The sequence below is a fragment of the Brevibacillus sp. HB2.2 genome, assembly GCF_013284275.1.
GTDB lineage: Bacteria > Bacillota > Bacilli > Brevibacillales > Brevibacillaceae > Brevibacillus > Brevibacillus brevis_D.
The window spans coordinates 93,312-119,364 of record NZ_JABSUV010000008.1 but is presented as its reverse complement, the minus strand read 5'-3'; the positions used below and the strand labels follow the sequence as shown (position 1 = coordinate 119,364).

The window sequence follows — 26,053 nt, the reverse complement described above, 5'->3', positions numbered from 1 at the left end:
TCTTCTATTACAATCAGAAGAAGAACATTTTCAAAGAAGAGGGGAGACCATGATGGAACATCTGGCACACTGGTTACGGACATCTTCCTTTACCGTCGTATTCACCGGAGCAGGCATGTCGACAGAGAGTGGCTTGCCTGATTTTCGTTCACAGTCGGGGCTATGGCGTGGCAAAGATCCGATGCAACTCGCGAGTACACGCGCGATGATGGAGAATCGGGAAGCGTTTGTGGAATTTTATCAGATGCGCATTCAAGGACTACTGTCTTGCAAGCCACACGCCGGACACGAATGGTTAGCAGAATGGGAGCGGCGTGGTTTCGTTCATGGGATCATTACACAAAATGTAGATGGCTTTCATCAAGCGGCGGGAAGCTTGGCAGTAGCCGAACTACATGGCTCCCTTGCGAAAATCCGCTGTCTAGACTGCGGGACCGAGTATGCCAATACATGTTATCTGGAGGATCAAGGGACGATTTGCGCATGCGGAGGCTTTTTGCGTCCGGGTGTTGTCCTGTTTGGCGAATCTTTGCCGCAATCCCAAGTCGATCAGGCCGTCTCGTGGACGGAACAAGCCGATTTGTTCATCGTGTTAGGTTCTTCACTAACCGTGAGCCCAGCTAATTGGTTTCCGCAGCATGCAAAAGAAAGAGGAGCCAAACTGGTCATTGTCAATCAGGAACCCACCCCATTGGATGCGTGGGCAGATGAGGTCATCCAAAAGGAACGGATCGGCGACGTGTTGCAAAGAGTAGGACAGTCATTAGGAGAATAAAAGCAGGCGTGCTCGATGAAAAGAGTACGCCTCTTCTGTTTGGGCTCGTTAACCTGCCTTACTGCTGGTGACGCTTCCTATTGTATTTTTGTCTACGAGTCGTTATTACTTAATATTCAATATTTTACCATTAATGAGGTTGTTTTCCAATATTTGGTCCATCCATTTGAATCACCCTAGAGCTTGCGCGAAAAACATGATACCATCGAGTGTAAGATTCATATGGCTTCTCGATAAGCAAATAGAAAAGAACAGGTGACGTTCATGCAAATATTATCAGTAGAAAACCTCTCCAAAGGCTATGGAGAAAAAGAATTGTTTGATAACATTTCCTTTCATATTGCCGAGCAAGAGCGCATTGGTCTGATCGGTGTTAATGGTACGGGAAAATCCTCGCTCTTGAAAATTGTGGCAGGCTTGGATACAGCGGATAGCGGAAAAATTGTTCACGCGAATCATTTCCATGTGGAGTATTTGCCGCAAAATCCTGATTTTGACGAAAACTCCTCCATACTGGAACAAGTATTTTACGGCGATTCTCCACTCATTCAGCTATTGCGTGATTATGAAACAGCACTAGAGGCTGTGCAGGAATCGCCTGACGATGAGAAAAAGCAGGCACGATTGTTTGTTGTTCAAAACCGGATGGATGCGGCTGATGCGTGGGAGAGCAATACGCAAGCCAAAATGATCCTGACCAAGCTTGGCCTGCACAATTTCTCACAAAAGGTAGGCGAGCTCTCTGGTGGGCAAAAAAAGCGTGTAGCCATGGCACGTGCTTTGATCCAACCAGCAGACCTGCTTATTTTGGATGAGCCTACGAACCATATTGACAACGAGACAGTCGAGTGGCTGGAAGAGTATTTGTCCCGATACAAGGGCGCTTTGCTGCTCGTTACCCATGATCGGTACTTCCTGGATCGCGTGACGAACCGCACGTTTGAGCTGGATCGCGGCAACCTCTATAGCTACGAAGGCAACTACGCGATGTTCCTGGAGAAAAAAGCAGAGCGTGAAGAAAATGAAGCGGCCGTAGAGAGCAAGCGGCAAAATCTGCTTCGACGCGAGCTGGCATGGCTTCGTCGCGGAGCAAAAGCGCGGACGACCAAACAAAAGGCGCGTGTGCAACGGGCTGAGGAGTTACGAGATAAAGCTGTAGATGGGCCGGCTGCCAAGATGGAAATGGCACTCGGGGCCAGTCGTCTTGGCAAAAAGGTAATTGAGCTTACAAACATCCATAAAGCGTACGGTGAGCGAAAACTGATCAATGATTTCAGCTATATTGTCCTGCCGGGTGATCGTGTGGGGATTATCGGGCCAAATGGAAGCGGAAAAACGACGCTCTTGAACATGCTTGCAGGAAGAATTCAACCAGATAGCGGTTCATTGGAAATTGGGACGACCGTAAAAATTGCCTACTACACGCAGGATAGTGTCGAGATGGACGAAAAGCTGCGCGTCATCGAATATGTAAAGGAAGCCGCAGAGGTCATTCAGACGAGCAACGGAGAATCGATCACAGCTTCGCAAATGCTGGAGCGGTTCCTGTTTTCGCCGCATATGCAATGGACACCGATTTCCCGCCTGTCTGGGGGAGAGCGCAGACGTCTCTATCTGCTTCGTACGCTGATGGGAGAGCCGAATGTGCTGTTTTTAGATGAGCCGACCAATGATTTGGATATTCAAACACTCAGTATTTTGGAGGATTATCTCGAGCAGTTCCCCGGCGCAGTCATCACGGTATCGCATGACCGCTATTTCCTCGATCGCACCGTAGACCATTTGTTTGCTTTTGAGGGGCAAGGAAACATTCGTCATTACTACGGCAACTACTCCGAGTACCTGGAAGAAAGACGTCAGGAAAAGGCAACACAAGTGCAAGAAGCGGATCAACAGGCAGAAAAGGCGCAAAGCAACAGCGGGGCTAATCGAGGCAACAATCGCACGCGCAAGCTGTCCTACAAGGATCAGAAGGAATGGGATGCGATTGAAGGCAAGATCGCGGCTTTGGAAGAGCGCAGCGTCAAGCTAAAGCAAGAGATTGCAGCGTCTGGCAGCGATTATGGCAAAATTGAAAAACTCTATGCAGAAGAACAGCAAGTGGCGGCAGAGCTGGAGTCCACTATTGAGCGTTGGGCGGAATTATCTGCAATGGTAGAGGAATTGGAGCAAGGGAAATAATTAGTGACGTAGCCAGTAATTGAGGGCTGGGAATCCGACGCATCCACCTGTAGACTAGAGTAGATTACTAGAGTAGAGGAGTCGCTGTCGTTGCCTGCCTATAAGTTAGACCCGGAATGGGTGATGTCTTACCTAGAGCTGCAAGAACATCAGCTCTCTTCCGAAGTGCATCCAGAGGATAAAGAAGTGATCATGAACAAGATCAGGGAAATGACGTTATCGATCATGTACAAGCAAGCGAGAAGATTTCTTGTATACTTGGAATCGGATGAAACGGAAGCAGAAAGAACGAAAAAGACTCATCTTATGTGAAGAAGACCCGCCTTGGTTTAAAAGGGCGGGTCTTTTGTTTCTATTTATTGCTGTCTGATTCGAACGGGCGTACCTATGGGCACGATTTTTGCCAGCGCATTCACGTCCTCATTGAACATGCGAATACAGCCGTGAGATACATACTTGCCAATAGAAGAAGGATCGTTCGTACCGTGAATGCCATAGTGTGGCTTACTTAGTCCCATCCATAAGGTGCCGAAAGCACTCAAACGACCTCCCGGATAGGAATTCGGATAGGGGACTTTGTTGATGATGGTAAAATCCCCTCGTGGTGTCGATGTGGCAATTTTGCCCAAGGCGACAGGATAAGAACGGATGAGCCGGTTCCCATCGAACAGGTCGAGCCGTAGCTTCGCAATCGAGATGCGGATGTTGTAGGACGGCAGCATCTTCACCTCCCCCACAAACGATACGAAATGCCGCTTTTACCATCTTATGAAAACCAACGAAACCGGTACCTTTTCTCTGATGATTAATGTAGTTTGAAATCTAACGAAAACGTATCTGGATAGCGTAGTCCGTCACGATAGAACAAGGTTCGCACCCAGACGTACATCCGTAATGGAATGGAAGGAAAGACAATAGCGAGCTTACCTTCTTCCAAGACAGGCAAATCGAGCGGGGATTGAATTTCATAAGGGACTCCTTCTTGATCAAGCAAGGTTTTGTAATGTTGAGCCTCGCTCCAGCTAACAGGATAATAAAATGATCTCTCCATCCAATTCCAACACCTTTCCAGGTTTCACTGCTTCCCATTGTATGTAAAACATTTGAGATAAAAAAAGAAACAAACGCCATAGTCATTGAAGAATAGGCAGCCCAATTGCGTTTTTAAAAGTGTCGTCTAGGCAAAAAACGTCATGATTTTCCCAGAAAATGCGTGTAAAGTGGAAGTAAGCACAAACTGGAGGGACAAGGGAATGAAGCAGACGCACTTGCACTTTAACATGCAAATAGGCAGAAAAAAGCCAGTGAGTGTAAACAACACGGAAACGGCTTGTCCTTTTTGTGATCGAAACAGTCTCACCGATGTTTTGGAGCAGCGGGGCTCCATGATTTGGCTCATGAACAAATTCCCTGTTCTGGAGGATACGCATCAGACTGTTTTGATTGAGACGGATGAATGCCAAGGAGATTGGTCTGTCTATTCCAAAGAGCATGTACGTGCATTGCTGGCATTCGGGGTAGAGAAGTGGCTTGAAATGGAGCAAAGCAAGTCTTATCGTTCCGTTCTGTTTTTCAAGAACCACGGTCCGTATTCCGGAGGGAGCATTCGCCATCCGCACATGCAAATCGTCGGATTAAACGACTACGACTATCTGGATCAAGTAAAAGACAGTGATTTTATTGGCATGACCATCGATCAAGAGGCCGGGGTTGAATGCAATTTGTCTACGCATCCGCGTGCAGGTTTTTTTGAATACAATGTCATTCTTTCGGACTTTGATCGACTGCCGAAAATGGCAGACTACTTACAAATTTTAGCACATTGGATACTGACTCATGTCAATCCTCGTCATCAAAGCTATAATTTTTTCTTTTACCATTGGGGAGAAAAGCTGATCGCCAAAGTGGTTCCGAGATTTGTTACCTCGCCTCTTTACGTAGGCTATTCGATTCCGCAGGTCGCCAATAATTTGGAGGATATGGTCGCCCAATTGCAACGACGATACTTCTAATCATAGAAAGGGTGCTTACGCGATGACGTATACGATCTCGGCAAGAAAAACACTCACCTCAGAGGAACTGGTACAAATTAAAGAATTGGTTGGGATTTGCAATGAGCGGGATGGGATTGATCTCAAAGTAAACCCGGGGATGCTGGAAAAGCGTTCGGGAGAGCATGAAGAGGACTTTGTCTGTTATGCGGATGGAAAGCTGGTTGGCTTTCTCGGGCTCTACGTGTTTCATGGCGGTGAGGCAGAAGTGAGCGGCATGGTCCACCCAGCCTACAGAAGAAAAGGCATATTCACAGCGTTGCAAGCACAAGCCGCAGATGCATGCAAACGAAGAGGCATTCCGGCGCAGTTGTTTATCGTTCAGCGAGAATCGGAAAACGGTAAGTCATTTATGGAGCGAATCGGCGGGGAATATCAATTCTCGGAATATTGGATGGATTTGGGAGAGAAGCAAAGAGCAACGGTTTCTGGAAACGTGCTGCTTCGACCGGAGATCGCCAGTGACTACGAAACATTGATTTGGCTGAACGTCCATGGCTTTCAAATGGAGGAAGAACGTGCAAGGGAAATGGCCGAAAACATGGCGGGTGATCCAAAGGCCAGCACACATTTGATGATTGTCGATGATAAGGCCATTGGCAAAATAAGCGTGAACAAGGATGAGGGCAAGGCGTTTATTTATGGATTTTGTGTCCACCCGGATTACCAAGGGAAAGGATATGGACGCCAGGCTTTGGCGCAAACGATCGAGATGCTGGGGAAAGAAGGATACCAGAACGTATCACTGGAGGTAGCCTGTGAAAACAGCAATGCTTTGGGGCTGTATGAATCATGCGGCTTTTTCGTAAAGTCGGCCAATGATTACTATAAGCTGGCGTTGTAGGGGGCAAACTGCTTTTCACTATCTCTCAGGTTGGAAAACGTATCAGGATACATGCTACGATAGAAGAGAAAGCAAGTGTGCTGTAAAAAGGAGTGACTCATTATGAAACTGTTGTCCATCGAACCGACGCCGAGTCCAAACGTCATGAAGCTGAATGTAGACGAGCGTTTGCCGGATGGGATCCAACATGTCTATACAAAGAAAGATACGAGTAAAGCACCAGAACTCATGAACAAGCTCTTGGAGATCGAAGGGGTTACCTCCATTTTTCATACGGCAGATTTTCTTGCGCTGGAGCGAAAGTCCAATGCAGATTGGCAACGTATTTTGACGGTCGCGCGCGAGGTTTTGCATGCAGGTGGAGGAGCGGCTGTTCCTGACCTGTCTGCCGAAGATGCGGGGGCATTTGGAGAGGCGCAAGTGTACATTCAAATGTTCCGTGGAGTTCCGATGCAGGTCAAGGTGACCATGGGGACGGAGCAGATTCGTGCAGCGCTGCCGGAGCGTTTTGGACAGGCAGCCGTGCGGGCAGGATCTGCGTCGCCTAACCTCATCATGGAGCGAAAATGGGTCGAGCATGGCGTACGCTATGGCGATTTGCGCGAGATTGGTGAGGAGGTCGCACTGGAAGTCGATGCCTCCTATCCGGAGAGCCGTGTGGAAGAAATCGTGGAACAGGCCATGGCGCTTGGTCCCGGGGAAACCCCAGAGCCAGTCGTGCGTGAAAAGAAAGTCGTTACGCTGGAGATGCTCGATGATCCGGATTGGCAAAAAAGATATGAAGCGCTGGATCGAATGGAGCCTACTGAAGAGGATTTGCCTGTTTTGGAAAAAGCGCTTCGTGATAGCAAGCCATCGATTCGCAGGCTGGCCGTTGTGTATTTGGGCATGATTGGCGGGGATGATGTTTTCCCGCTGCTATTTGAAGCGCTCCGCGATGATTCCGTCTCTGTACGACGCACAGCGGGAGATACCTTGTCTGACTTAGGTGACACACGCGCAATTCTGCCGATGTGTGAGGCGTTGAAGGATAAAAACAAGCTGGTACGCTGGCGTGCTGCACGTTACTTGTTTGAGGTGGGGGATGAAACGGCCTTGGATGCTTTGCGTGCCGCACAGAACGATCCCGAGTTCGAGGTCAGCTTGCAAGTCCAAATGGCTGTCCAGCGTATTGAAAGCGGCGAGGCGGCAAGCGGTACCGTTTGGCAGCAAATGACTCGGCGAAACGATTAGTTCGCTCCTTCCCGTTGCGTTTGAGCCCTCTATCAAGCAGATTCCTGCTAGAGAGGGCTTTTTTGTGGTATTTTCGTTGCTTGGATATACAGCGGATAGCGGGGCATACTGCTTCAAGAAGAGCGGTAAACAAGCTGGTTCATTAGGTAAATATTGGTATAAGTCAGTATAAAAATAGACACAGTTCAATAATAGTTGACTTCCACCTTATCCATCCCTTAGACTAGGATAGGGTTTAGTTTATGTATTCAACATCGCTAGTGCGTAGGGGAGATTGTGTATGACAACCAATCACTATGACGTTGTTATTGTAGGTGGAGGACTTGCTGGTCTTTCCAGCGCTGCCTACCTGTCGTCGAAAGGCAAAAAAGTTGCAGTTTTGGAACGCGGTCAATTGGGTGGACGTGCCGTTACACTGAAGATCAAAGGATTTAACTTCAACTTCGGTGCCCACGCCATTTATGCTCGCGACAGCTCCGTTTTGAGAACGTTTGAAAAAGAATTGGGTCTGAACATCGATTGGCAGGATTTCAATCCGACAAAAGCCAAGTACGATATTGGTAGCGATCTGACTGCAGTTCCGGCGAATGTACAAGGACTTTTCCAAACGAAGCTCTTAAAAGGTATGGACAAAGTATTGTTCACGTTTGAGATTTTGAAAACGATGCTAAAAATGGAGAAAGGCCATCCACATATGTCGATTCAAAAGTGGATGGAGAAAAAGCAAGTCAACGAAGAAGTGCGAGAAATGATGTTGACGCTTGCTTCTTCCAACTTCTTCACGCGTGAGCCTGAAAAGATTCCTTCTGACGTTTTCTTTTCTTACTACAGCCGTTTGTTTACAACGAATAAACCGGTAGCGTATATCGGTGGCGGCTGGCAAGCACTGATCAATGAATTCGTGCGTGTGATTGAAGCAAATCAGGGTACGATTCTGATCAAAACCAAGGTAGAAAAGTTCCACGTAGAGAATGACCGTGTGGTTGGAGTGGTGACACCGGAGGGCGAGTTTACGGCGGATGAATTTATTTGCTGTATCCCGCCGAAGGAGATGGCGAAGGTCTTTGCGGAGACGCGCCTGGAGCATGCGGTTGCACAGCATGCTGAATACGAGCCAACGGTTGTTATGGTGTATGACATTGGCTTGAAAGAGCGAATTGACGTACCGTTCTCCTACATCTACGAAAAAGCAAACAATATTTTCATTACCGATATTTCGTATTATGACCGCACTTGTGTACCTGAAGGCGGACAGTTGCTGCAGGCGACTGCTTACATGCGTCAGGATGAAGTAGGAAACAAGGAAGCGGCCGAAATCCGCAAACAAGAGATTGAAAACCTGTATGACAAGCATTTCCCAGGCTGGCGTGAGCAATTGGTTGTGCCGCGCGTTTCTGCTCGTGCAGTCGTACAGGAGATCAAATGGACCATGAATCAGAAGCCAATGCCGATTTTCATGCCGGATTACCGCAACCTGTTCTTTGCGGGTGACTGGTGTGAAGGACAAGGCCAACTGTCTGAGCTGTCTTTCTCTAGCGCGATGAACGTTGCCAAGCTGATTTTGGAAAAAGAATAAGTCGATGACGAGCGGGTGTTCCTTGGAGAAAGGAATGCCTGCTTGTTTTTTCTCATTCAACGTTATAAAGAGAAAGCCCGCCAATGGAGATGGCAGGCCACATGGATTACGCTTTCTGACTATATGCGTGATAAACAAGATTGCCGATTTGCGCCATGACGTTGGCAGCATCCTTTTGCTCGAGTCCCTTGTTTAAAATGGACAAGGTGACAGCGTGTGAACCGATGTAGAGGATCCCGACATCATGCGTGATTTTGGTTACAGAGCCAGTCTTGTTGGCGAATTCCCATTTCGGAATCGTCCCGATCACATCACCGTCCGGGTCAGGCAAAAGGAAGGGGATGCGCTCACGGTGCTGCTGAGTCTTCAAGATGGCGACCATTTTTAAACAGCTGTCGTAGGAAATGATTTTTCCTGTTGCCAAGTAGCGGAGGTGGCTTCCCATGTCTTTTGCCGTCACCTCATTGTATCCTTCCAATTCGGCTGGGACGACCATAAGCTTGTTGTGGAATTGACTGTTTTTCATTTCGGTTTTTTGCATCGCGTTGCGGATGCTCTCTGTTCCCACGAGATCAATCATCATGTTCGTCGCCGTATTGTCGCTTTGGATGATCATCAGGGTAACCAGGTCGCGAATCGTAAATTCTGTGCCGGGAGTCATATGCTGAAGAACACCTGCACCGCCAACGAGATCCTCTGTGCGCAGCTTGATTTTGTCCTCGAAGGCAAACTTGCCTGCATACGCCTCTGCAAAAACAGCTGTCATGATCGGGACTTTGATCACACTGGCTGCATAGAAGCGCTGATCTTCGTTGATGGATAAGGTTTCGCCGGTTTGCAAATCTTCGAAAAAGATCCCCCATTCCCCGCCAGCGTCCTTGATCAGATTGGATATTTGGGCAAAAAGACTGGATAACATGTAGACCCATCTCCTTTTGTTTCGATGTAGACAAAATTTTCTCAAGATAATATTATTTAGTCATGCTCCTAACAATCAAGAAGAATTATTCGAAGATGGGGGTTTTGCTGTTGCATAAGTGGAAGAAACTATCATTTTGTGCTGTTCTGTTAACCAGTTTAGCATTCGCTGGTTGTGGAGCACCGCAAGCAAGCACTACGGGGGATACGACAAGTGCGAAGCAGGAGCAGAGTAGCGCCCCCCAAACAATGCAGGTCAACCTGAACTCAGGTGAGCCAAGCACGATCGACCCTGGACTGGCAGAAGATATCCCTTCGATGTCTGTTGCCCGTGCAGCATTTGATGGCCTCCTGCGCCTGAATGAAAAAGGCGAGCTAAAAGAGGCGGTCGCAGAGAAGTACGAGGTTTCCGCTGATGGACTCACGTACACCTTCCATCTGCGGGAGTCCAAATGGACTAATGGAGATCCGGTTACGGCTCATGACTTCGAATACGCATGGAAACGGGTTCTCGACCCGAAAACCGCTTCCGGTTACGCGTATCAGATGTACTATTTGAAAAATGGGCAAGCCTTTAACGCCAACAAGGCAAAAGCAGAAGATGTCGGCGTGAAGGCAACAGACGACAAGACACTCGTGGTTACGCTGGAAAACCCGGCTCCGTTTTTCCCGGGACTGGTTGCGTCTGTCACCTATTTCCCGGTCAACAAAAAAGCGGTTGAGGGCAACAAAGAGTGGGCTTCGAAGCCAGAGACGTACATTTCAAACGGGCCATTCAGCTTGAAAAATTGGGAGCACAAATCAAAGATCGAATTCGAAAAGAGCGATTCTTACTGGGATAAGGACGCTGTCAAATTGTCCAAGCTGACGTTGAACATGATCGAGGATGCCAATACAGAGCTGTCGATGTTTGAAAAAGGTGATCTGGATTGGGCGGGCTCACCACTGGGCGATTTGCCACTGGATGCGCTAGATGCGCTGAAAGAATCCGGAAAGATGCAATCTCAAGCAACAGCGGGTACGTACTGGTACATTTTTAATACGAAGCAAAAGCCGTTTGACAACAAAAAGATTCGTCAGGCATTTGCTACGGCAGTCAATCGTCAGGAAATCTCCGATAATGTCGTACCATACAAAAGCACGCCAGCGACGGGTATTCTCCCGCCGACCATGGCACTCACGCCAGAAGGCTACATCAAAGACGGCGATGTAGAGACTGCGAAGACGCTCTTGGCGGAAGGGATGAAAGAAGCGGGGATCAAAGAGTTGCCACCGATCACGATTGCATACAATACATCAGAGGTTAACTCACGTATTGCGACAGTGATTCAGGATCAATGGCGCAAAGCATTTGGCATCGAAGTCAAACTGGTTAACAAAGAGAACAAGGTTCACCGTGAGGACATGAAGCAAGGGAACTTCACCATCGGTCGTGGTAGCTGGATTGGCGATTTCAACGATCCGATCAACTTCCTGGAAGTCTTCAAGGGTGGGCTGAATACATCCAAATGGGAAAACAAGGAATTCCTCGATTTGCTCGCGCAATCTGCGAAAGAAGGGGATGTAGCGAAGCGCAAGGAAATCCTCAAGAAGGCTGAACAAATCGTCATGGATGAAATGCCTGCGTTGCCAATCTACTATTTCACCTATGCGTGGGTGAAGCAGGATAGCGTTAAAGATGTGGTAGTAGATGCACTCGGGTTCATCGATTTCAAGTACGCTTCCAATCAAAAGTAATCATGAGTCTATGAGGGAGTGACTGGCGTGCGTCCGATCATTGGTGTGGCATGTACGAAAATGTATTTTCCGAAGAACGATCTCGACCAGTTTTTCTATGTAGGTTCAGGCTATGTGAACGGAATTGCGCGCAGTGGTGGTACTCCACTGATCTTGCCACTGCTGACGATTCAGGATGCTCCGTTTCGTGAGATGATTGAATCGCTGGACGGCTTGATTTTGTCCGGTGGTGAAGATCCTGCGCCGCATTTGTACGGCGAAGACCCGCTGCAAGGGCTGGGCGATATCAATTACGAAAGAGACATCACGGAGCTTGAGATTATCAAGATTGCGATGGAGCTGAAAAAGCCAATCCTGGGCATTTGCCGCGGGATGCAAATTTTGAATGTGGCGTGTGGCGGCACCCTCATTCAAGATATCCCGAGTCAAGTATCAGGAGCATTACAGCATGCACAGAAGGGGTCACGGCAATACGGGGCGCACAAGATTACGCTGCAACCTGGCTTTGTAGCGGATGCCCTCGGAAAGACAGAGGTGCTCGTGAACACTTCTCATCACCAAGCAGTCAAAGACATAGCACCGGGCTTCAAAGTCACAGGATGCGCGGCTGATGGTGTGATTGAGGCGATGGAAAGCCTCGACGGGCTACATGTGGGCGTACAGTGGCATCCAGAACGGATGTGGGCACACGACGACGACATGTTGAAGATTGCCGAGGCATTTGTTGCTCGGGTAAAGCAGTTGAAGCTGCAAGCGACTAGCTAGAGTCGGAATGAGAGAAGCCGTTCTGGGATTGCCCAGAGCGGTTTTTTGCGTGTGGGAGGGCTTCCCCGTGCGGTTGCTCATGCCAATGGTAGAAGTGTAGTGAAACAAGGATAAATGACAGGTAGAATCGAACTTCACGTAAGAGAATGGATTCGTGAGGTGAGTATTTGAAGAAAATAATGGTTGTTATTTCGCTTTTTCTACTCGTTTTTCCAAGGTTTCTCTTCGCAGAGTATTTTGCTGAACGCGAAATGAAAATGATAACCACAAATTATTATCAAGCGCTAATCGATGAAGACTACGCAACCGCTTTCGAGATGCTTTATCTTTATGATGCAAACGGCAGGCACCCAGTTGATGGGACAACGTTAAGTAACCAGGAAGCGAAAGAATTTTATATGAAAAAGGTCGCCTTCTTACAAGCTCAACAGTATAAAATGAAAGACTTTGAGATCACAAAGATTAGATACGAAGATGGGCATACTGCCTTTCTTGAAATGAAGTTTGAAGTTGAGCAGGGTGGACAAAGATTTGTGTATGCTGAAACCGTACATGTATGGGAAGGAAAGGTATGGATTATGGGGGAGGAGAAAGATCTCTTCACAAAGTATCGGGATGGGAGAATGAATTTTGACATTCCGGAAGCCCCTGTATACTGAGCATAGAGGTGAGAGAAATGTTAAAGGTCGGAGACTCGGCTCCCGTCTTTACGGCGACGAGCACAAAAGGAACCATTGATCTTAGGAATCACATCGGCAAAGAAAATATTGTCCTCATTTTCTATCCGGGCGATGATACCCCGATTTGCACGAAGCAGCTATGTGCGGTTCAGGATCACTACACCAAAATCGAACAAACAAATACCGTCGTTTTTGGTGTCAATCCCGGTGGCATGGACAAAAAGCGCTCGTTTGCTGATAAGTTCCGTTATGAATTTCCATTGATCGTGGATGAAGACGAATCCATTCGAAAAGCATATGATGTCGGCAAGGTTCTCGGATTGTTTTTCCAGCAACGCATCGTGTATATCATAGGCAAAAACGGAACGATCATCTACGCCAAAAAAGGAAATCCTCCAGTATCAGAGCTGCTACAGGTAATCGAAAACCAAGCCTAGGACGTTCTCGCTTGCGTCAATGGAACAAAACAGGGATAATAGAAATGAGAATGTATGTTTGGTGGGTATCCCTATGAAAAAAATTCTTCACTTGGATATTGACGCATTTTTCGCGAGTGTAGAGCAGTTAGATCGCCCTGAACTTCGGGGGAAGCCGGTCATTGTCGGGGGAACTGGCAATCGAGGTGTCGTATCGACCTGTAGCTACGAGGCACGCAAGTACGGTGTTCGCTCCGCAATGCCTGTCGCCATGGCGAGGAAGAAATGTCCGAAAGGCTATTATTTGCCTGTCCGCTATAGCCGTTATATCGAAAAATCTGCTGAAGTCAGACAGATATTTACTTCTTATACAGAGCGTTATCAAACAGTGGGTCTAGACGAGGCTTATTTGGACGTGTCCCATTATGAGAATGCGGTACCGATCGCCCGCGATATCAAGAGGCGAATCAAACGAGAGACCGGACTTACTTGCAGCATCGGACTTTCCTACAATATGTCGTTGGCGAAGATTGCCAGTGATTTAAAAAAGCCGGATGCTTTTGTCATCATCCGACCAGAGCAGGCATTGGATGTGCTGCGGTCTTTGCCAATTGGTACCTTGCACGGAGTCGGCAAAAAGTCACAAGAGCTGCTCGCGAAAAAGGGGATTGAGACGGTAGAGGATTTTTGGCGGCTTTCACTCGATGAGGCCACTACATTATTTGGGAAGTTCGGTCGTTCCCTCTATTACCGGGCGAGGGGAGAAGACAATCGCGAAATTGAGATGGACCGCGCGCCGAAATCATCGAGCCGCGAAACGACTCTGCCCTTTGATTTGTTTGACAGGGAAGCGATTGCGCCGATTGCCACCTCTCTCTTGCGGGAGGTCGAAGAGGACATCCGCGAAGAAGGGGTCGAGCCCCAGACGATTACGCTAAAAATCAAGTACGCAGACTTTACCCAGCGAACCAAGCAGCATAAGGCTGTGGCTGGGGCTAATTGGCAGGAGCTGTTGGACGATTTGCTCGACGCTTTTGACTATACAGCGGGCGTTCGATTAGTTGGTGTAGGCTTTTCGAATTTCGCCGAGCAGCAAGGGGAGCGGTACGAACAGCTCTCGATGTTTTCGTGGAAGCTGGGGAGGTAAGGGAGGGAGAACAGTGGAGACAGAGAATGCCTTTCATTGCTGTGCGACCTGTATTCATTTTCGCGTGGAGAAAGGTACGGGAGGAGTCAGCTATCGATGTTCTCGTCTGACCTATGAGACGCGTCCGGACTATCGATTCCAATGCTGGACTCCGACTGAGAAGGTCAAGCGACTGATGGAAGCACGGAAAAGTCAACGATAACGACAAAAAAGAGGCACCCCCTTCGTCCGTATCGACAGAGGAGGTGCCTTTCTATTCCATTGTCAAGTCGAGGACCATCACTTCCTCCGGTCCATCCATTTCGCCATTGGAGGTAAAGCCTAACGACTCATACAGCTTGCGAGCGAACTCGTTTTCAGGATGAATACTCAAGTAAATGCGCGTACAGCTGTAGCGCCTGCCCATTTCTTTAACGAGTATGCGCAGAAACTTTTTGGCGTAACCTTTTCCTTGATGGCCACCGTCAATCATAAAGCGATCCAGCCAAATTCGGCCATTCTCTACTTCGATCCCGTGCATGGCATACCCGACAGCGATGTCCTTGTCATACAAACCGCATGATATCCATTCCGGTTCAAACCCTGATTGGGCGATGGAAAAAGAGTTACTTTCGATGAAGGCGTGTTGACCTTCCGTTACAGTCAAGCTGGCAATTTGGCGCCAATTTTCTTTCGTAATTTCACGAATCGACAAGCTCAAAATTTCATCTCGCTTTCCTTGATACTGAGGCTGGCAGATTTGCTTGCTTTTAATTGCACAAAAAGTAAAATGCCGAAGCCAAGGATGGATGCCGCCACGATCAGGAGGGCGGAGGATACAGGAAGTAAATCCGTCAAAATTCCCCCTGCCAGTGGGCCTGCAACCATTCCGATCCCGTGAAACATATTAAAAAGAGAGTAGGCTGTGCCGTATGCACCGCTGCCTCCTTGGTCAATGATGGCCCCCAATGTAGCCAAGGTAGGCGATAAGGTGAAACCAATGCTGGCTCCAATCAGGGCCATTGCGAGCATTGCCTGCCAGAGGGAGTCGGCCCACGCTAAAAATGGCAGAAACACAGCCAGCGTCATGATCCCACCAAACATGAGGTTGTACGGATTCATGCGGCCAGAAAGAGAGCCGGCAACTGGGGCGATCAGTCCGTACGTGAGTGTCATGACCCCAAACAAAAGACCAATCGTTGTCGGCGTCATGCTGAGTTTCTCTGTAAAAAATACGGGTAACGTCGGTTCCAGCAAGCAAAGGGAGATTTCAGCCAACAGGACGATTCCAGCGATAAAGATGACTTGCGGATTGCGGATGAATCCACCGACATGAAGCTTTTCGCTGACAGTTTTCGTCACGTCTTCCTTTAAGAACAAGTAGACCAGCACAATGTTGATCACAGTAAAGGCTGCTGCTGCCAGGAAAGGCATGCGATGGTCACTGATTTCAAACAGCCATCCGCCAGTTGGCGCTCCGAGCAACGTACCGGTCGAAATGGCCGTCAATGCAATTCCCATTACTGTTCCACGCATTTTGGATGGGAACAAATCCGCCAAGAGGGCAAGGGCAGTTGGCCATGTAGCCGCAGCAGCAATACCTTGAACAAAACGCGCGGTAATCAACAGGGCCATTGTTTCAGAGAAAGCAAACAATAACGTGGAAGCAGCAAGACCGAGCAAACCGATCAAAAGCATGGTCCGTCTGCCCATACGATCGGATATCGGTCCGAAAATAGGAGTGGCAATGAGCATTGCGATCGCATAGCTGCTAAACAGCACGCCCATCATTGTAGAGGATGGCTGCAGCTTTTCCGTAAAATAAGGAACAATCGGAATCAATAAGCTATACAGTAGCATATCGATGAAAAGGATCAGGATGACAAACAAAAGTCCGATTCGTTGTTGTTTGGTCATTTGTGTAAAAATGGACATGATGGAACACCTCTTAACTATAAAAACTATTTTTGTTTTATTGGTTTTCTTGCAAAGAACGATATCGTGGTCTTCCAATGTTAGTGGGATGACCACGAGTCATTTGTTACCTTTTATCGGCTGGTACCAATCCAAATAAGAGGACATCTACAATAGCGGAAAGCGCTTCTGAGACTGTAATCTGGTTTTTCATGTAAAAGCGCTGGTCGAGTGTAGAATTCAGCGCATCGACAATGACCTTCAGCATGAGCGTGACGTCCATATTGACGATGAGTCCTTCTCGAATCGCTTGCTCAAGAAGGACGCGAAGCGTCTGCCAGTCCTCGGATAGAGAAGCCTCGACTTGGGCATATTGCTCAGGATAATATCGCTTCATCTGTTCGAGGATGCGCAAATCATAAAATTCATAGTGTGTCGGTAAAACCATCATGACGCCTTTGATTTTATCGATAAGAGAGAGACTGTCGTCTGCGAGAATTTGCTGTGTTTTTTCATCGCCCTCTTCAAAGGACTGCTGAATGATTGTTTCCAGAATTTCCACTTTGGATGAGAAGTGCTCGTATAACGTGCGTTTGCTGATCCCGAGCCGCTTCGCCAAATCATCCATGGAGAATTTCATGCCTTTATCGCGAATCTCTTCAATGAAACCCTTCATGATCCGGTTTTTAATTGCAATCGACCCCCAGCCAAAACAACGGAATAGAAAACCACAAAAACAAAAATAGTTTTCTTAGTTACGCTATTTTACACAGGATGAGAGTGCAATGCAAGTGGTGATCATGCTTTTTGTTTTGCAACCAAGTGGTCGATTATGGTATAGTAAGTGCCGAAATCGCGGTTGATTGCTTCACATCATTTGGAGGTGCCCCGTGTTTTTAGAGAAGCTGATGCCTAGTCAGTTCGTCGAATCAATCCATCACATTGACATAGATCAATTGAAACGAAATAACATCCGTGCGGTGATTACAGACTTGGATAATACCTTGGTGGAATGGGACAGGCCACATGCAACGGAGGAGGTCATCAACTGGCTTGCTCGCATGCATGAGGCAGGCATACAGGTCACTGTTGTCTCCAACAACAACAAGGAGCGTGTAGACCGCTTCTGTGCCCCCTTAAATCTCGGGTTTATTTATGCGGCCAAAAAGCCGACAAACCGTGCCTTTTTGCAGGCAGTGCGGCAGATGAATGTAACCATCGCTGAGACTGTTGTCATTGGCGATCAATTGTTTACCGATGTGCTGGGAGGAAATCGATTAGGATTTCATACGATCCTGGTTGTTCCTGTAGCCCAGACGGATGGTTTTTGGACGCGCTTTAATCGTCAGATGGAGCGTGTGGCCCTTATTTGGATGGAGAGGAAAGGAATGGTTTCGTGGAGGAGAAAAGCATGACGGAACAATCGCATGGCTCTTGTGCTGGATGTGGGATTGCCATTCAGACAGCAGATGCAAAAAAGCCTGGCTATGCACCTGAATCCGCGCTTGGCAGAAAGGTAATCATTTGCCAGCGCTGTTATCGCATCAAGCATTATAATGAAGTAGCTCCCGTAGGAATGGGCGATGACGACTTCCTCAAGATTTTGGATGGCATCGGTTCTACGGAGGCACTTGTCGTAATGGTAGTCGATATCTTTGACTTCCAAGGCTCCTGGCTCAAGGGTTTGCCACGTTTTGTCGGGAAGAATCCGATTTTGCTCGTGGGTAACAAGGTTGATTTGCTGCCGAGAAACATCAACCTGAACCGTGTACGCAACTGGATGCAGCACGAAGCAAAAGAACGCGGACTGCGCCCGGAGGATGTCGTACTGATCAGCGCGCAGAAAGGGCTTCATATCGATGAATTGTTGAATCGCATTGGAGAGCTGCGCAAAGGCCGTGATGTATACATTGTCGGTGTGACCAACGTAGGAAAGTCGACGATGATCAACCGCATCTTGCATGACTACGGTGCGGCTGAGCTGGAGATTACCACTTCGCCATTCCCTGGTACGACACTGGACAAAATCGAGATTCCGCTCGAGGATGGCCGCTCCATTTTTGATACGCCGGGAATCATTAATCGCGACCAGATCGGACATATGGTATCCCCGACTGATCTGAGAAAGATTACCCCGACCAGCCGGATTAACTCCAAGGTGTATCAGCTCGATGATGGGCAATCACTCTTTTTGGGTGGTTTAGCCCGTATCGACTTCGTACGCGGAGAGAGACAGCCGTTCATCGTCTATGTCGACAACGATCTGTACATCCACCGGACGAAGCTGGAGAAAGCAGACGAAGTGATGCAAAAGCACCATGGAACCTTGCTGGTGCCGCCAACAGGGGAGGAAGCTGCGAAAGCACTTCCACCATTTGTGAAGCACACCTTTAAAATCAACAAGTCCACCATGACCACTGACATCGTAATTTCCGGTTTGGGCTGGGTCAGCATCCAAGGAAAACACGAAGCGAGTGTTGTCGTGCATGCACCTAAAGGCGTAAGTGTTGGGATGCGCAAAGGGCTGATCTAGCTTAAACAAGAAAAGTCGAGGTAGCCTTGCCCCTTGCCATATGCTATAGAGAGACGTCCGGGGAGGAAAAGCTCCATGATTACAAGCAAAACACAACTGGTTGGCCTATTTGGGCATCCAGTATCCCACTCACAATCACCGATGATGCACAATACAGCTTTTTTAGAGACCGGGTTGGGATTTGCATATGCTGCGTTCGATGTGGAACCGGAAAATCTGGAAGATGCAGTCGCGGGTATTCGCGCGTTAGGCCTGAAGGGGATTAACGTCACGATTCCCCACAAAGTCGCTATCATGCCGATGCTGGATGAAATCGATCCGCTTGCCAAACGAATCGGTGCCGTTAATACCGTCGTTTCTCGTGATGGACGCTTGATCGGCTATAACACAGATGGTATGGGCTATGTTCGTTCGCTTGTGGAAGAGACGGGAATCGTTCTTGAAAAGCAAGTGGTAACCATGGTAGGGGCTGGAGGCGCTGCGCGAGCTGTGGCGTTTACCTTGGCTGAACAAGGAGTCAAGGAAATTCGCATTATCAATCGTTCCCGGGAAAGAGCTGCGGTATTGGCTGAGCATGTCGGAACGATTGTACCTACGAAAATCGTAGAACAAGGCGAAGGGGAAGCAGCTATCGCGGACTCTTCGTTGTTGATCAATACGACATCAATCGGAATGCTGCCAAACGTGCAGGAGACACCTGTGCCAGCAGAGTGGCTTCATTCCGGTTTAACTGTTAGCGATCTGATTTATAACCCGCTCGAAACGCGTCTGCTCAAAGAAGCGCGTGCCATCGGAGCCACTGTTCATTCCGGAATCGGCATGTTCGTGAATCAAGGTGCACTGGCATTCGAGCTGTGGACGGGCGAGCGAGCACCAACTGGGGTTATGCGTGAGGTCGTCTTGCAACAATTAAAGAAAACAACCTGATTGGCAGGATATAAAAGGAGGCATTGCCGATGTTGACCGGCAAGCAAAAGCGCTTTTTGCGCGCAGAAGCACATCATCTCACCCCTATTTTCCAAGTTGGAAAAGGTGGAGTAAACGAAAACATGATCACGCAGATCAAAGAAGCGTTGGAAGTACGTGAATTGATCAAGGTAGCGATTTTGCAAAACAATAATGACGATAAACATCAAGTGGCTGAAGATCTCGCTGCAGGTGCTGGAGCAGAGCTTGTGCAGTTGATTGGCCATACAGTTGTCTTGTACAAAGAGTCTCGGGAGAACAAGACGATCAAGCTTCCGTAAGTGACCTGCATGCAATGAGACAGCCAATCAAGCAAGTAGGAATCATGGGAGGAACGTTTGACCCGATTCATTGTGGGCACTTGCTGGCGGCCGAACAAGCCAGAGAGCAAGCGGGCCTGGATGAAATCTGGTTTATGCCTACACACGTTCCACCACACAAAGAAAGAGAGAGTCTGACGCTGGCGCATCACCGCTTGCAAATGGTTCAGCTGGCCGTGTCTGATCACGAGGTGTTTCGTGTTACAGATGTAGAGTTCGAAAGAAAAGGGCCATCGTACACCTATGATACGATGACTCAGCTCATTAGGCAGTTCCCCGATTGCCGGTTTTCCTTTATCATGGGGGGAGATATGGTAAAAATCTTGCCCAAATGGTACCAGTACCAAGAGCTGATTCATATGGTACGCTTTATAGGTCTAGCGAGACCAGGAACCGAACTGGATCTAAAATCGAGCGAGGACGTCACATTTGTGGAGATGCCTGTTTGGGACATTTCCTCCACGATGATTCGCGAGAAGGCAGCTGCCAGGAAGAGCATCCGTTATCTTGTGCCTGATGCCGTGGAGCGCTATATAAAGGAGAACCGAATCTATGAGACTTTTGGATAATCGGGAAGAGCTTCTCGTTCGCGTACGGCAACAAATGCATGAAAAACGCTACAATCACACCCTAGGAGTGGCTGCGTCGGCTCGCGAGCTGGCAGAGAGATTCGGGGCTGATCCTGACAAAGCCGAGCTTGCAGGTCTGTTGCACGATTACTGTAAGTGCTGGCCTGTGGAAAAAATGTTTGAGATTCTCGTTCGCCACGATATGCCTACAGAGCTTTTGGAAGGGGAAAAAGAGCTGTGGCACGCCTTTGCAGCAGCGATTGTGATCCAGACTGACCTAGGTGTAACGGATGCAGATGTTTTACAAGCTGTTCGCTACCATACAACGGGGCGGGCTGGCATGTCCCTGTTAGAAAAAGTGGTCTGTGTGGCAGACTATATAGAACCAAACCGGGTTTACCCCGGTGTCGATTTTATTCGCGCCAAAGCCATGCATGATTTGGATGCCGCCCTGGCACTTGCCTTGGGAGGCACCATTCAATTTTTGATAGAGAAGCAAAAAACAGTTTTCCCGTTGACATTGACGGCCTATAACGATTTGGTTTCCCGCAAAGGGAGAGAAGGAGGGTTTTGATGGTTAAAACAGTAGAAGATTTGGCTCAGTTGGTTGTGAAGGCAGCAGAGGACAAAAAAGCAGAGAACTTGAAGGTGCTCGATATTAGAAAGCTGTCTGTGATCGCAGACTATTTCATGATTTGCCACGGAAACAACGAGCGTCAAGTACAGGCAATTGTTCGCGAAATTCGTGACCAAGCCCACAAAAACGGCTTTGACGTCCGCGGTATTGAGGGAGCGGATGAAGGTCGCTGGGTACTGGTTGATCTGGGCGATATCGTCATTCACGTTTTCCATCGCGAAGATCGCGAGTTTTACAACCTGGAGCGCCTGTGGAAGGACGCAGAGGAAGTTTCCTTCAGCGCACAAGGGTAAGGACAGATGGCATACGCACATATGGCCGCTGTATATGACAGGCTGATGGCGGATACTCCTTATGACCAGTGGCTCGATTGGGTCGAGCGTCATTGGAAAAAGGGAGAGAAGCCTGTGCGGGTCATTGATCTTGGCTGTGGGACTGGCACGATTGCGATCCCACTCGCCAAGCGGGGATACCGTGTTACGGGAGTGGATCTCTCAACAGAAATGCTTGCAATCGCCTATGACAAAATGAGGCAGGAGCAAGTAGAAGTAGCGTGGGTGGAACAGGATATGCGGGAGCTGTCCTTGCCAGAAGCGGATGCGGTCATCTCCTTGTGTGATTCATTGAGCTATCTTACAGAGGAAGCGGATGTGCAGGAAACGTTCAAACGCGTTTTCGCCCATCTCGCGCCTGGTGGGAGCTTTCTGTTTGATGTGCACAGCCCGTACAAGATGCTGCACATTTTCGGAGACGAGACGTTCACACATGTAGAAGATGAAGTTTCGTACATTTGGCAATGTTTTTGCGACCCACTGCGACTAGAGGTAGAGCATCAGTTAACGTTTTTCATTCGTCAGCCAAACGGATTGTACGAGCGGATGGAAGAGGAGCATTGGCAAAGGGCTTATCAGCCTGTCCAACTGATGCGCTGGCTGACAGATGCTGGCTTCACGGATATCATCATCACCGCTGATTACTCGGATTTGCCACCACAAGAAGCGAGTGAGCGCCTATTTTTCTCAGCCCGCAAGCCGAAAAGTTTGACATGATTGGTTCGGATTGACTATAATGGCGTTATAACTACAGATTTCGACGCGTTTAAGAGGAATAGTAGGAATCGGATTCGAGCATTCACAGAGAGTTGACGGATGGTGCAAGTCAACCCGGATCTATCTGAACTCACCTCCCAGCACTTGCCCCCAAGGTCATCCAAGTCATGACTGCGTAAGGGTGAGCGACTTATCCCCGATACGGATGAAACAAGTGGGTGAATGCTTGTCATTTGCCAATCTGGGTGGTACCGCGGGAATGTAAACAACCTCTCGTCCCTTTCGCAAGAGCGATCTGGGATGTGAGGTTTTCTTTAATTTTTACCTATTTTAAGATGGGAGTGCTTTACCATGGTATTCAGTCATCGTAATGTCGAAAAGAAGTGGCAGCAATATTGGGAGCAGAACAAGACCTTCAAAACCTCCGAGGATGAAGGCAAGAAAAAGTTTTACGCACTCGACATGTTCCCGTATCCATCTGGAGCTGGCCTGCACGTAGGACATCCGGAAGGCTATACGGCTACTGATATTTTGTCCCGCATGAAGCGGATGCAAGGATATAACGTTCTCCATCCAATGGGCTGGGATGCGTTTGGTTTGCCAGCGGAGCAATACGCGCTCGATACAGGAAACGATCCGGCGGAATTCACCGAGCACAATATCAACACCTTCCGTCGCCAAATTAAGTCGCTCGGATTTTCCTACGACTGGGATCGCGAAATCAACACAACTGATCCGCAATACTACAAGTGGACACAATGGATTTTTACGAAGCTGTATGAGCACGGCTTGGCTTATATTGACGAGGTAGCTGTAAACTGGTGCCCTGCTTTGGGAACGGTTTTGGCGAACGAAGAAGTGATTGATGGAAAAAGTGAGCGTGGCGGACACCCAGTAGAACGCCGCCCAATGAAGCAATGGGTCTTGAAAATTACTGCGTATGCGGAAAGACTGCTCGCTGACCTGGATGAACTGGATTGGCCAGAGAGCATCAAGGAAATGCAACGCAACTGGATCGGTCGTTCTGAAGGGGCAGAAGTAACCTTTGGTATCGAAGGTCATGATGAATCCTTTACCGTCTTTACGACTCGTCCAGACACTCTTTACGGAGCAACCTATGCGGTACTGGCTCCAGAGCACAAGCTGGTTGAACAAATTACCATACCAGCTCAAAAAGAAGCAGTAGAAGCGTACCTGGATCAAGCTAAGCGCAAGAGCGATTTGGAGCGTACTGATCTGGCAAAAGAAAAGACAGGAGTATTTACCGGAGCGTATGCAATCAACCCGGTTAACGGCGAGCGTCTGCCAATCTGGATTGCAGATTACGTGCTGATTAGCTACGGAACAGGCTCCATCATGGCGGTTCCAGCGCACGATGAACGCGACTATGAGTTCGCGAAAACATTCGATCTGCCAATCAAGCAAGTCATCGCAGGTGGCGATATCTCCAAAGAAGCGTATGCAGGCGACGGAGAGCACATTAACTCCGGCATGCTCGATGGTTTGAACAAAGAACAGGCTATCAGCAAAATGATTGAGTGGCTGGAAGCAGAAGGCAAAGGAAATCGCAAGGTAACGTACCGTCTGCGCGACTGGCTGTTCAGCCGTCAACGCTACTGGGGTGAACCAATTCCGATTCTCCACCTGGAAGATGGCACGATGAAAGTCGTTCCAGAATCCGAACTGCCAATCATGTTGCCAAAAACAAAAGAAATCAAACCATCCGGTACAGGTGAATCGCCATTGGCAAACATCGCGGAGTGGGTCAACACTATCGATCCGGATACAGGCATGAAAGCACGCCGTGAGACAAACACGATGCCGCAATGGGCGGGTAGCTGCTGGTACTTCCTGCGCTTCATCGATCCACACAATGACAAGGCATTGGCTGATCCAGACAAACTGAAAGAATGGCTGCCAATCGACATTTACATTGGTGGTGCAGAGCATGCGGTACTGCACTTGCTCTACTCTCGTTTCTGGCACAAGTTCCTGTACGATATCGGTGTCGTACCTACAAAGGAACCGTTCCAAAAGCTGTTTAACCAAGGGATGATCCTGGGTGAAAACAACGAGAAAATGAGTAAGTCCAAAGGCAACGTTGTAAACCCAGACGATATCATCGACAGCCATGGTGCCGATACACTGCGCATGTACGAAATGTTCATGGGACCACTGGATGCTTCGATCGCTTGGTCGACAAAAGGCTTGGATGGCGCACGTCGCTTCCTGGATCGCGTATATCGTCTGTTTGTGGGTGACAACGGTGAGCTGAACGAAAAAATCGTGGAAACCTCCAACGTAGCTGGCATGGAGCGCGTGTACCACCAAACTGTGAAAAAAGTAACAGAAGACTACGAGGGCCTGCGTTTCAATACAGGTATCTCTCAGTTGATGGTATTCGTAAACGAAGCGTACAAAGCAGAAGTTTTGCCGAAGAAATTCATGGAGGACTTTGTAAAAATGCTGTCTCCAATCGCTCCGCACTTGGGTGAAGAGCTGTGGGAAAAACTCGGTCACAGCGAGAGCGTGGCATACGCAGCATGGCCTACGTACGACGAGGCGAAGCTGGTTGAAGACGAGGTAGAAATCGTCCTGCAAATTAACGGCAAAAACAAAGAAAAGCTGCTCATCGCTTCTGATTCGACGAAAGAACAGATGGAAGAGATGGCGAAAAACAACGAGATGATTAACGAACTGATCGAAGGAAAAACGATCGTCAAAGTCATCGCTGTTCCAGGCAAACTGGTGAATATCGTCGTTCGTTAAGAAAAGGGCGACAAGAAATAAGAAGAGGAGTGGAACCTGAGAGTGACAGGTATCCACTCCTTTTTTCGTCAATCCACGCTTACGTCGTCATACGCTAATGCGGCTGATTGTTCAAATTTCGTGCAACCAGTTCCTGATCCTCGGCAAACTTCGCTTGTGTGCGGCGAAATACTTGGGCGAAAAGACCAGGAATACCGTCTTGCAAAGGAATCAGTCCTTCCCCAGTAATTCCTCCGGGCACGCAGACCCTTTTTTGGAGAGTAGGGAGGGTGAACGCTTCTTCCCGTAAAAGATCTGCGATCCCAATTAGCATTTGCGTAGTCATGTAGGTAGCAGCTTCTGCGGAAATACCCGTTTCTTCAACAGCTTCTTGAATCATTTGCTGCAAAATATAGCTGATAAACGCTGGCCCACAACTGACAATGTCAGAAGTAATTCGTAAAAAAGGCTCCGAAATCTCAATAGGGGAGCTAATGTGCGCAAACAGACTTCGTATGAATTGACGCTGTTCCTCTTGAATTCGTGATCCGAATTCACATAAGCTAACACCACTCATGACGGCATTTGTTATAGAAGGAACGACTCGGGCAACGGCACAAGGAACTTGAGACTCCAAATCCGCTAGCTTGATCGGACTGGTGATCGTAATCAACAGGTGGTCTGGCGTTAAGGCAGGAGCGATTTGTTCAAGCATCACGCTATATTCCAGTGGCTTGACGCACAGCACGATCGTTGTAGCTTCTTTGACCAAATCGGCATTGCTGTGCGCGACAATGAGCCCAGGATGTTTTTCTGCCAGTTGCTGCGCCTTCGCAGGGGTTCTGTTGCTGATAATGACATGACCAGGTGTCAGCGCCTTGGCTGACAGCAATGATTCAATCAAGATACTGCCCATGCTGCCCGTACCAATGAACCCAATTGTATTCATGGGCATACCTCCCTCCGATATTCTTTTCCCATTCTATGTAGGAGCACCTATGATCATGACCGGATC

Annotated in this window: 29 protein-coding genes; 22 read left to right on the top strand and 7 right to left on the bottom strand. The window is 48.4% G+C overall.

Annotation, left to right across the window (positions count from 1 at the left end; genetic code table 11):
• Positions 1-52 precede the first annotated feature (52 nt).
• From HP401_RS07880 to HP401_RS07870, 3 genes are all read left to right on the top strand, one after another.
• Positions 53-775 carry an NAD-dependent deacylase gene (locus HP401_RS07880; RefSeq protein WP_173604692.1) on the top strand — a complete coding sequence of 241 codons (723 nt, stop codon included), beginning with the start codon at positions 53-55 and terminating at the stop codon, positions 773-775.
• A gap of 264 nt (positions 776-1,039) precedes the next feature.
• On the top strand, positions 1,040-2,956 hold the full coding sequence (locus tag HP401_RS07875; RefSeq protein ID WP_173604651.1) for an ABC transporter ATP-binding protein: 1,917 nt from the start codon (positions 1,040-1,042) through the stop codon (positions 2,954-2,956).
• Between the two features lie 90 nt (positions 2,957-3,046).
• On the top strand, positions 3,047-3,268 hold the full coding sequence (locus HP401_RS07870; protein ID WP_012685683.1) for a hypothetical protein: 222 nt from the start codon (positions 3,047-3,049) through the stop codon (positions 3,266-3,268).
• Between the two features lie 44 nt (positions 3,269-3,312).
• Here the strand turns inward: HP401_RS07870 and HP401_RS07865 are convergent, their stop codons facing one another.
• Together HP401_RS07865 and HP401_RS07860 are read right to left on the bottom strand one after the other, a co-directional pair.
• On the bottom strand, positions 3,313-3,678 hold the full coding sequence (locus HP401_RS07865; RefSeq protein WP_217365989.1) for a L,D-transpeptidase: 366 nt from the start codon (positions 3,676-3,678) through the stop codon (positions 3,313-3,315).
• Positions 3,679-3,761: 83 nt separating this feature from the next.
• Entirely contained in the window at positions 3,762-4,007 is a 246-nt protein-coding gene (locus HP401_RS07860) for a hypothetical protein (protein WP_012685685.1), read from the bottom strand.
• Positions 4,008-4,209: 202 nt separating this feature from the next.
• Here HP401_RS07860 and HP401_RS07855 point away from each other — a divergent pair, with 202 nt between their 5' ends.
• From HP401_RS07855 to HP401_RS07840, 4 genes are all read left to right on the top strand, one after another.
• Positions 4,210-4,968 (top strand): DUF4931 domain-containing protein, encoded by a 759-nt coding sequence (locus HP401_RS07855; protein WP_173604649.1) that lies wholly within the window; start codon positions 4,210-4,212, stop codon positions 4,966-4,968.
• Between the two features lie 22 nt (positions 4,969-4,990).
• A complete protein-coding gene (locus HP401_RS07850; RefSeq protein ID WP_173604648.1) occupies positions 4,991-5,851 on the top strand; it encodes a GNAT family N-acetyltransferase in 861 nt (286 codons plus the stop codon).
• A 102-nt stretch (positions 5,852-5,953) separates the two neighbouring features.
• A complete protein-coding gene (locus tag HP401_RS07845; RefSeq protein ID WP_173604647.1) occupies positions 5,954-7,084 on the top strand; it encodes a virulence factor in 1,131 nt (376 codons plus the stop codon).
• Positions 7,085-7,364: 280 nt separating this feature from the next.
• Positions 7,365-8,660 carry a phytoene desaturase family protein gene (locus HP401_RS07840; RefSeq protein WP_012685689.1) on the top strand — a complete coding sequence of 432 codons (1,296 nt, stop codon included), beginning with the start codon at positions 7,365-7,367 and terminating at the stop codon, positions 8,658-8,660.
• Positions 8,661-8,766: 106 nt separating this feature from the next.
• On the opposite strand, the gene HP401_RS07835 is transcribed toward HP401_RS07840, so the two are convergent.
• Positions 8,767-9,579 (bottom strand): serine hydrolase, encoded by an 813-nt coding sequence (locus HP401_RS07835; protein ID WP_173604646.1) that lies wholly within the window; start codon positions 9,577-9,579, stop codon positions 8,767-8,769.
• A gap of 110 nt (positions 9,580-9,689) precedes the next feature.
• Here HP401_RS07835 and HP401_RS07830 point away from each other — a divergent pair, with 110 nt between their 5' ends.
• The 6 genes from HP401_RS07830 (at position 9,690) to HP401_RS07805 (ending at position 14,525) form a co-directional block, all read left to right on the top strand.
• Entirely contained in the window at positions 9,690-11,315 is a 1,626-nt protein-coding gene (locus HP401_RS07830) for a peptide ABC transporter substrate-binding protein (RefSeq protein ID WP_173604645.1), read from the top strand.
• A 27-nt stretch (positions 11,316-11,342) separates the two neighbouring features.
• Complete coding sequence (locus tag HP401_RS07825; protein ID WP_173604644.1) at positions 11,343-12,080, top strand: gamma-glutamyl-gamma-aminobutyrate hydrolase family protein; 738 nt, start codon at positions 11,343-11,345, stop codon at positions 12,078-12,080.
• 167 nt (positions 12,081-12,247) lie between these two features.
• Positions 12,248-12,739, top strand: coding sequence for a hypothetical protein (locus HP401_RS07820; protein ID WP_173604643.1), 492 nt, complete (start codon positions 12,248-12,250; stop codon positions 12,737-12,739).
• 17 nt (positions 12,740-12,756) lie between these two features.
• Positions 12,757-13,197 carry a peroxiredoxin gene (locus tag HP401_RS07815; protein ID WP_173604642.1) on the top strand — a complete coding sequence of 147 codons (441 nt, stop codon included), beginning with the start codon at positions 12,757-12,759 and terminating at the stop codon, positions 13,195-13,197.
• Positions 13,198-13,270: 73 nt separating this feature from the next.
• Entirely contained in the window at positions 13,271-14,323 is a 1,053-nt protein-coding gene (locus HP401_RS07810) for a DNA polymerase IV (protein ID WP_173604641.1), read from the top strand.
• A 13-nt stretch (positions 14,324-14,336) separates the two neighbouring features.
• A complete protein-coding gene (locus HP401_RS07805) occupies positions 14,337-14,525 on the top strand; it encodes a hypothetical protein (RefSeq protein ID WP_048032230.1) in 189 nt (62 codons plus the stop codon).
• 51 nt (positions 14,526-14,576) lie between these two features.
• Here the strand turns inward: HP401_RS07805 and HP401_RS07800 are convergent, their stop codons facing one another.
• From HP401_RS07800 to HP401_RS07790, 3 genes are all read right to left on the bottom strand, one after another.
• The gene (locus tag HP401_RS07800) at positions 14,577-15,023 is read right to left on the bottom strand and encodes a GNAT family N-acetyltransferase (protein WP_173604640.1); all 447 of its coding nucleotides are present in this window, start codon (positions 15,021-15,023) and stop codon (positions 14,577-14,579) included.
• The gene (locus HP401_RS07795; RefSeq protein WP_173604639.1) at positions 15,020-16,237 is read right to left on the bottom strand and encodes an MFS transporter; all 1,218 of its coding nucleotides are present in this window, start codon (positions 16,235-16,237) and stop codon (positions 15,020-15,022) included. The genes HP401_RS07800 and HP401_RS07795 overlap by 4 nt, the downstream gene beginning before the upstream one ends.
• Positions 16,238-16,343: 106 nt before the next feature.
• Entirely contained in the window at positions 16,344-16,892 is a 549-nt protein-coding gene (locus tag HP401_RS07790) for a TetR/AcrR family transcriptional regulator (protein ID WP_173604638.1), read from the bottom strand.
• A gap of 214 nt (positions 16,893-17,106) precedes the next feature.
• On the opposite strand from HP401_RS07790, the gene HP401_RS07785 reads away from it, so the two are divergent.
• From HP401_RS07785 to leuS, 9 genes are all read left to right on the top strand, one after another.
• Positions 17,107-17,631, top strand: coding sequence for a YqeG family HAD IIIA-type phosphatase (locus HP401_RS07785; protein WP_012685700.1), 525 nt, complete (start codon positions 17,107-17,109; stop codon positions 17,629-17,631).
• The gene (gene yqeH / locus HP401_RS07780; RefSeq protein ID WP_173604637.1) at positions 17,628-18,749 is read left to right on the top strand and encodes a ribosome biogenesis GTPase YqeH; all 1,122 of its coding nucleotides are present in this window, start codon (positions 17,628-17,630) and stop codon (positions 18,747-18,749) included. Before HP401_RS07785 ends, yqeH begins: the two co-directional genes overlap by 4 nt.
• 75 nt (positions 18,750-18,824) lie before the next feature.
• Entirely contained in the window at positions 18,825-19,676 is an 852-nt protein-coding gene (locus HP401_RS07775; RefSeq protein ID WP_016742579.1) for a shikimate dehydrogenase, read from the top strand.
• A gap of 29 nt (positions 19,677-19,705) precedes the next feature.
• Positions 19,706-19,996, top strand: coding sequence for a ribosome assembly RNA-binding protein YhbY (gene yhbY / locus HP401_RS07770; protein ID WP_007727776.1), 291 nt, complete (start codon positions 19,706-19,708; stop codon positions 19,994-19,996).
• A gap of 14 nt (positions 19,997-20,010) precedes the next feature.
• Positions 20,011-20,604, top strand: coding sequence for a nicotinate-nucleotide adenylyltransferase (locus tag HP401_RS07765; RefSeq protein WP_173604636.1), 594 nt, complete (start codon positions 20,011-20,013; stop codon positions 20,602-20,604).
• Positions 20,588-21,178, top strand: coding sequence for a bis(5'-nucleosyl)-tetraphosphatase (symmetrical) YqeK (gene yqeK, locus HP401_RS07760; RefSeq protein ID WP_173604635.1), 591 nt, complete (start codon positions 20,588-20,590; stop codon positions 21,176-21,178). The genes HP401_RS07765 and yqeK overlap by 17 nt, the downstream gene beginning before the upstream one ends.
• Positions 21,178-21,534 (top strand): ribosome silencing factor, encoded by a 357-nt coding sequence (rsfS, locus tag HP401_RS07755; RefSeq protein WP_012685704.1) that lies wholly within the window; start codon positions 21,178-21,180, stop codon positions 21,532-21,534. The genes yqeK and rsfS overlap by 1 nt, the downstream gene beginning before the upstream one ends.
• A 6-nt stretch (positions 21,535-21,540) precedes the next feature.
• A complete protein-coding gene (locus tag HP401_RS07750; RefSeq protein ID WP_012685705.1) occupies positions 21,541-22,290 on the top strand; it encodes a class I SAM-dependent DNA methyltransferase in 750 nt (249 codons plus the stop codon).
• Between the two features lie 351 nt (positions 22,291-22,641).
• Entirely contained in the window at positions 22,642-25,059 is a 2,418-nt protein-coding gene (gene leuS, locus HP401_RS07745; protein WP_173604634.1) for a leucine--tRNA ligase, read from the top strand.
• A 94-nt stretch (positions 25,060-25,153) separates the two neighbouring features.
• Here the strand turns inward: leuS and comER are convergent, their stop codons facing one another.
• Complete coding sequence (gene comER / locus HP401_RS07740) at positions 25,154-25,987, bottom strand: late competence protein ComER (protein ID WP_173604633.1); 834 nt, start codon at positions 25,985-25,987, stop codon at positions 25,154-25,156.
• Between the last annotated feature and the right edge of the window lie 66 nt (positions 25,988-26,053).

Excerpts from the sequence above, each read along its gene's own strand:
- yqeK (WP_173604635.1), top strand. The coding sequence starts at position 20,588 with ATGAGACTTTTGGATAATCGGGAAGAGCTTCTCGTTCGCGTACGGCAA.
- yqeH (WP_173604637.1), top strand. The coding sequence starts at position 17,628 with ATGACGGAACAATCGCATGGCTCTTGTGCTGGATGTGGGATTGCCATT.
- HP401_RS07750 (WP_012685705.1), top strand. The coding sequence starts at position 21,541 with ATGGCATACGCACATATGGCCGCTGTATATGACAGGCTGATGGCGGAT.
- HP401_RS07795 (WP_173604639.1), bottom strand. The coding sequence starts at position 16,237 with ATGTCCATTTTTACACAAATGACCAAACAACAACGAATCGGACTTTTG.
- HP401_RS07775 (WP_016742579.1), top strand. The coding sequence starts at position 18,825 with ATGATTACAAGCAAAACACAACTGGTTGGCCTATTTGGGCATCCAGTA.
- HP401_RS07815 (WP_173604642.1), top strand. The coding sequence starts at position 12,757 with ATGTTAAAGGTCGGAGACTCGGCTCCCGTCTTTACGGCGACGAGCACA.
- leuS (WP_173604634.1), top strand. The coding sequence starts at position 22,642 with ATGGTATTCAGTCATCGTAATGTCGAAAAGAAGTGGCAGCAATATTGG.
- HP401_RS07850 (WP_173604648.1), top strand. The coding sequence starts at position 4,991 with ATGACGTATACGATCTCGGCAAGAAAAACACTCACCTCAGAGGAACTG.
- HP401_RS07765 (WP_173604636.1), top strand. The coding sequence starts at position 20,011 with ATGAGACAGCCAATCAAGCAAGTAGGAATCATGGGAGGAACGTTTGAC.
- HP401_RS07880 (WP_173604692.1), top strand. The coding sequence starts at position 53 with ATGGAACATCTGGCACACTGGTTACGGACATCTTCCTTTACCGTCGTA.
- HP401_RS07865 (WP_217365989.1), bottom strand. The coding sequence starts at position 3,678 with ATGCTGCCGTCCTACAACATCCGCATCTCGATTGCGAAGCTACGGCTC.
- HP401_RS07845 (WP_173604647.1), top strand. The coding sequence starts at position 5,954 with ATGAAACTGTTGTCCATCGAACCGACGCCGAGTCCAAACGTCATGAAG.
- HP401_RS07855 (WP_173604649.1), top strand. The coding sequence starts at position 4,210 with ATGAAGCAGACGCACTTGCACTTTAACATGCAAATAGGCAGAAAAAAG.
- HP401_RS07840 (WP_012685689.1), top strand. The coding sequence starts at position 7,365 with ATGACAACCAATCACTATGACGTTGTTATTGTAGGTGGAGGACTTGCT.
- HP401_RS07860 (WP_012685685.1), bottom strand. The coding sequence starts at position 4,007 with ATGGAGAGATCATTTTATTATCCTGTTAGCTGGAGCGAGGCTCAACAT.
- rsfS (WP_012685704.1), top strand. The coding sequence starts at position 21,178 with ATGGTTAAAACAGTAGAAGATTTGGCTCAGTTGGTTGTGAAGGCAGCA.
- yhbY (WP_007727776.1), top strand. The coding sequence starts at position 19,706 with ATGTTGACCGGCAAGCAAAAGCGCTTTTTGCGCGCAGAAGCACATCAT.
- HP401_RS07875 (WP_173604651.1), top strand. The coding sequence starts at position 1,040 with ATGCAAATATTATCAGTAGAAAACCTCTCCAAAGGCTATGGAGAAAAA.
- HP401_RS07810 (WP_173604641.1), top strand. The coding sequence starts at position 13,271 with ATGAAAAAAATTCTTCACTTGGATATTGACGCATTTTTCGCGAGTGTA.
- HP401_RS07835 (WP_173604646.1), bottom strand. The coding sequence starts at position 9,579 with ATGTTATCCAGTCTTTTTGCCCAAATATCCAATCTGATCAAGGACGCT.
- comER (WP_173604633.1), bottom strand. The coding sequence starts at position 25,987 with ATGAATACAATTGGGTTCATTGGTACGGGCAGCATGGGCAGTATCTTG.
- HP401_RS07790 (WP_173604638.1), bottom strand. The coding sequence starts at position 16,892 with ATGAAGGGTTTCATTGAAGAGATTCGCGATAAAGGCATGAAATTCTCC.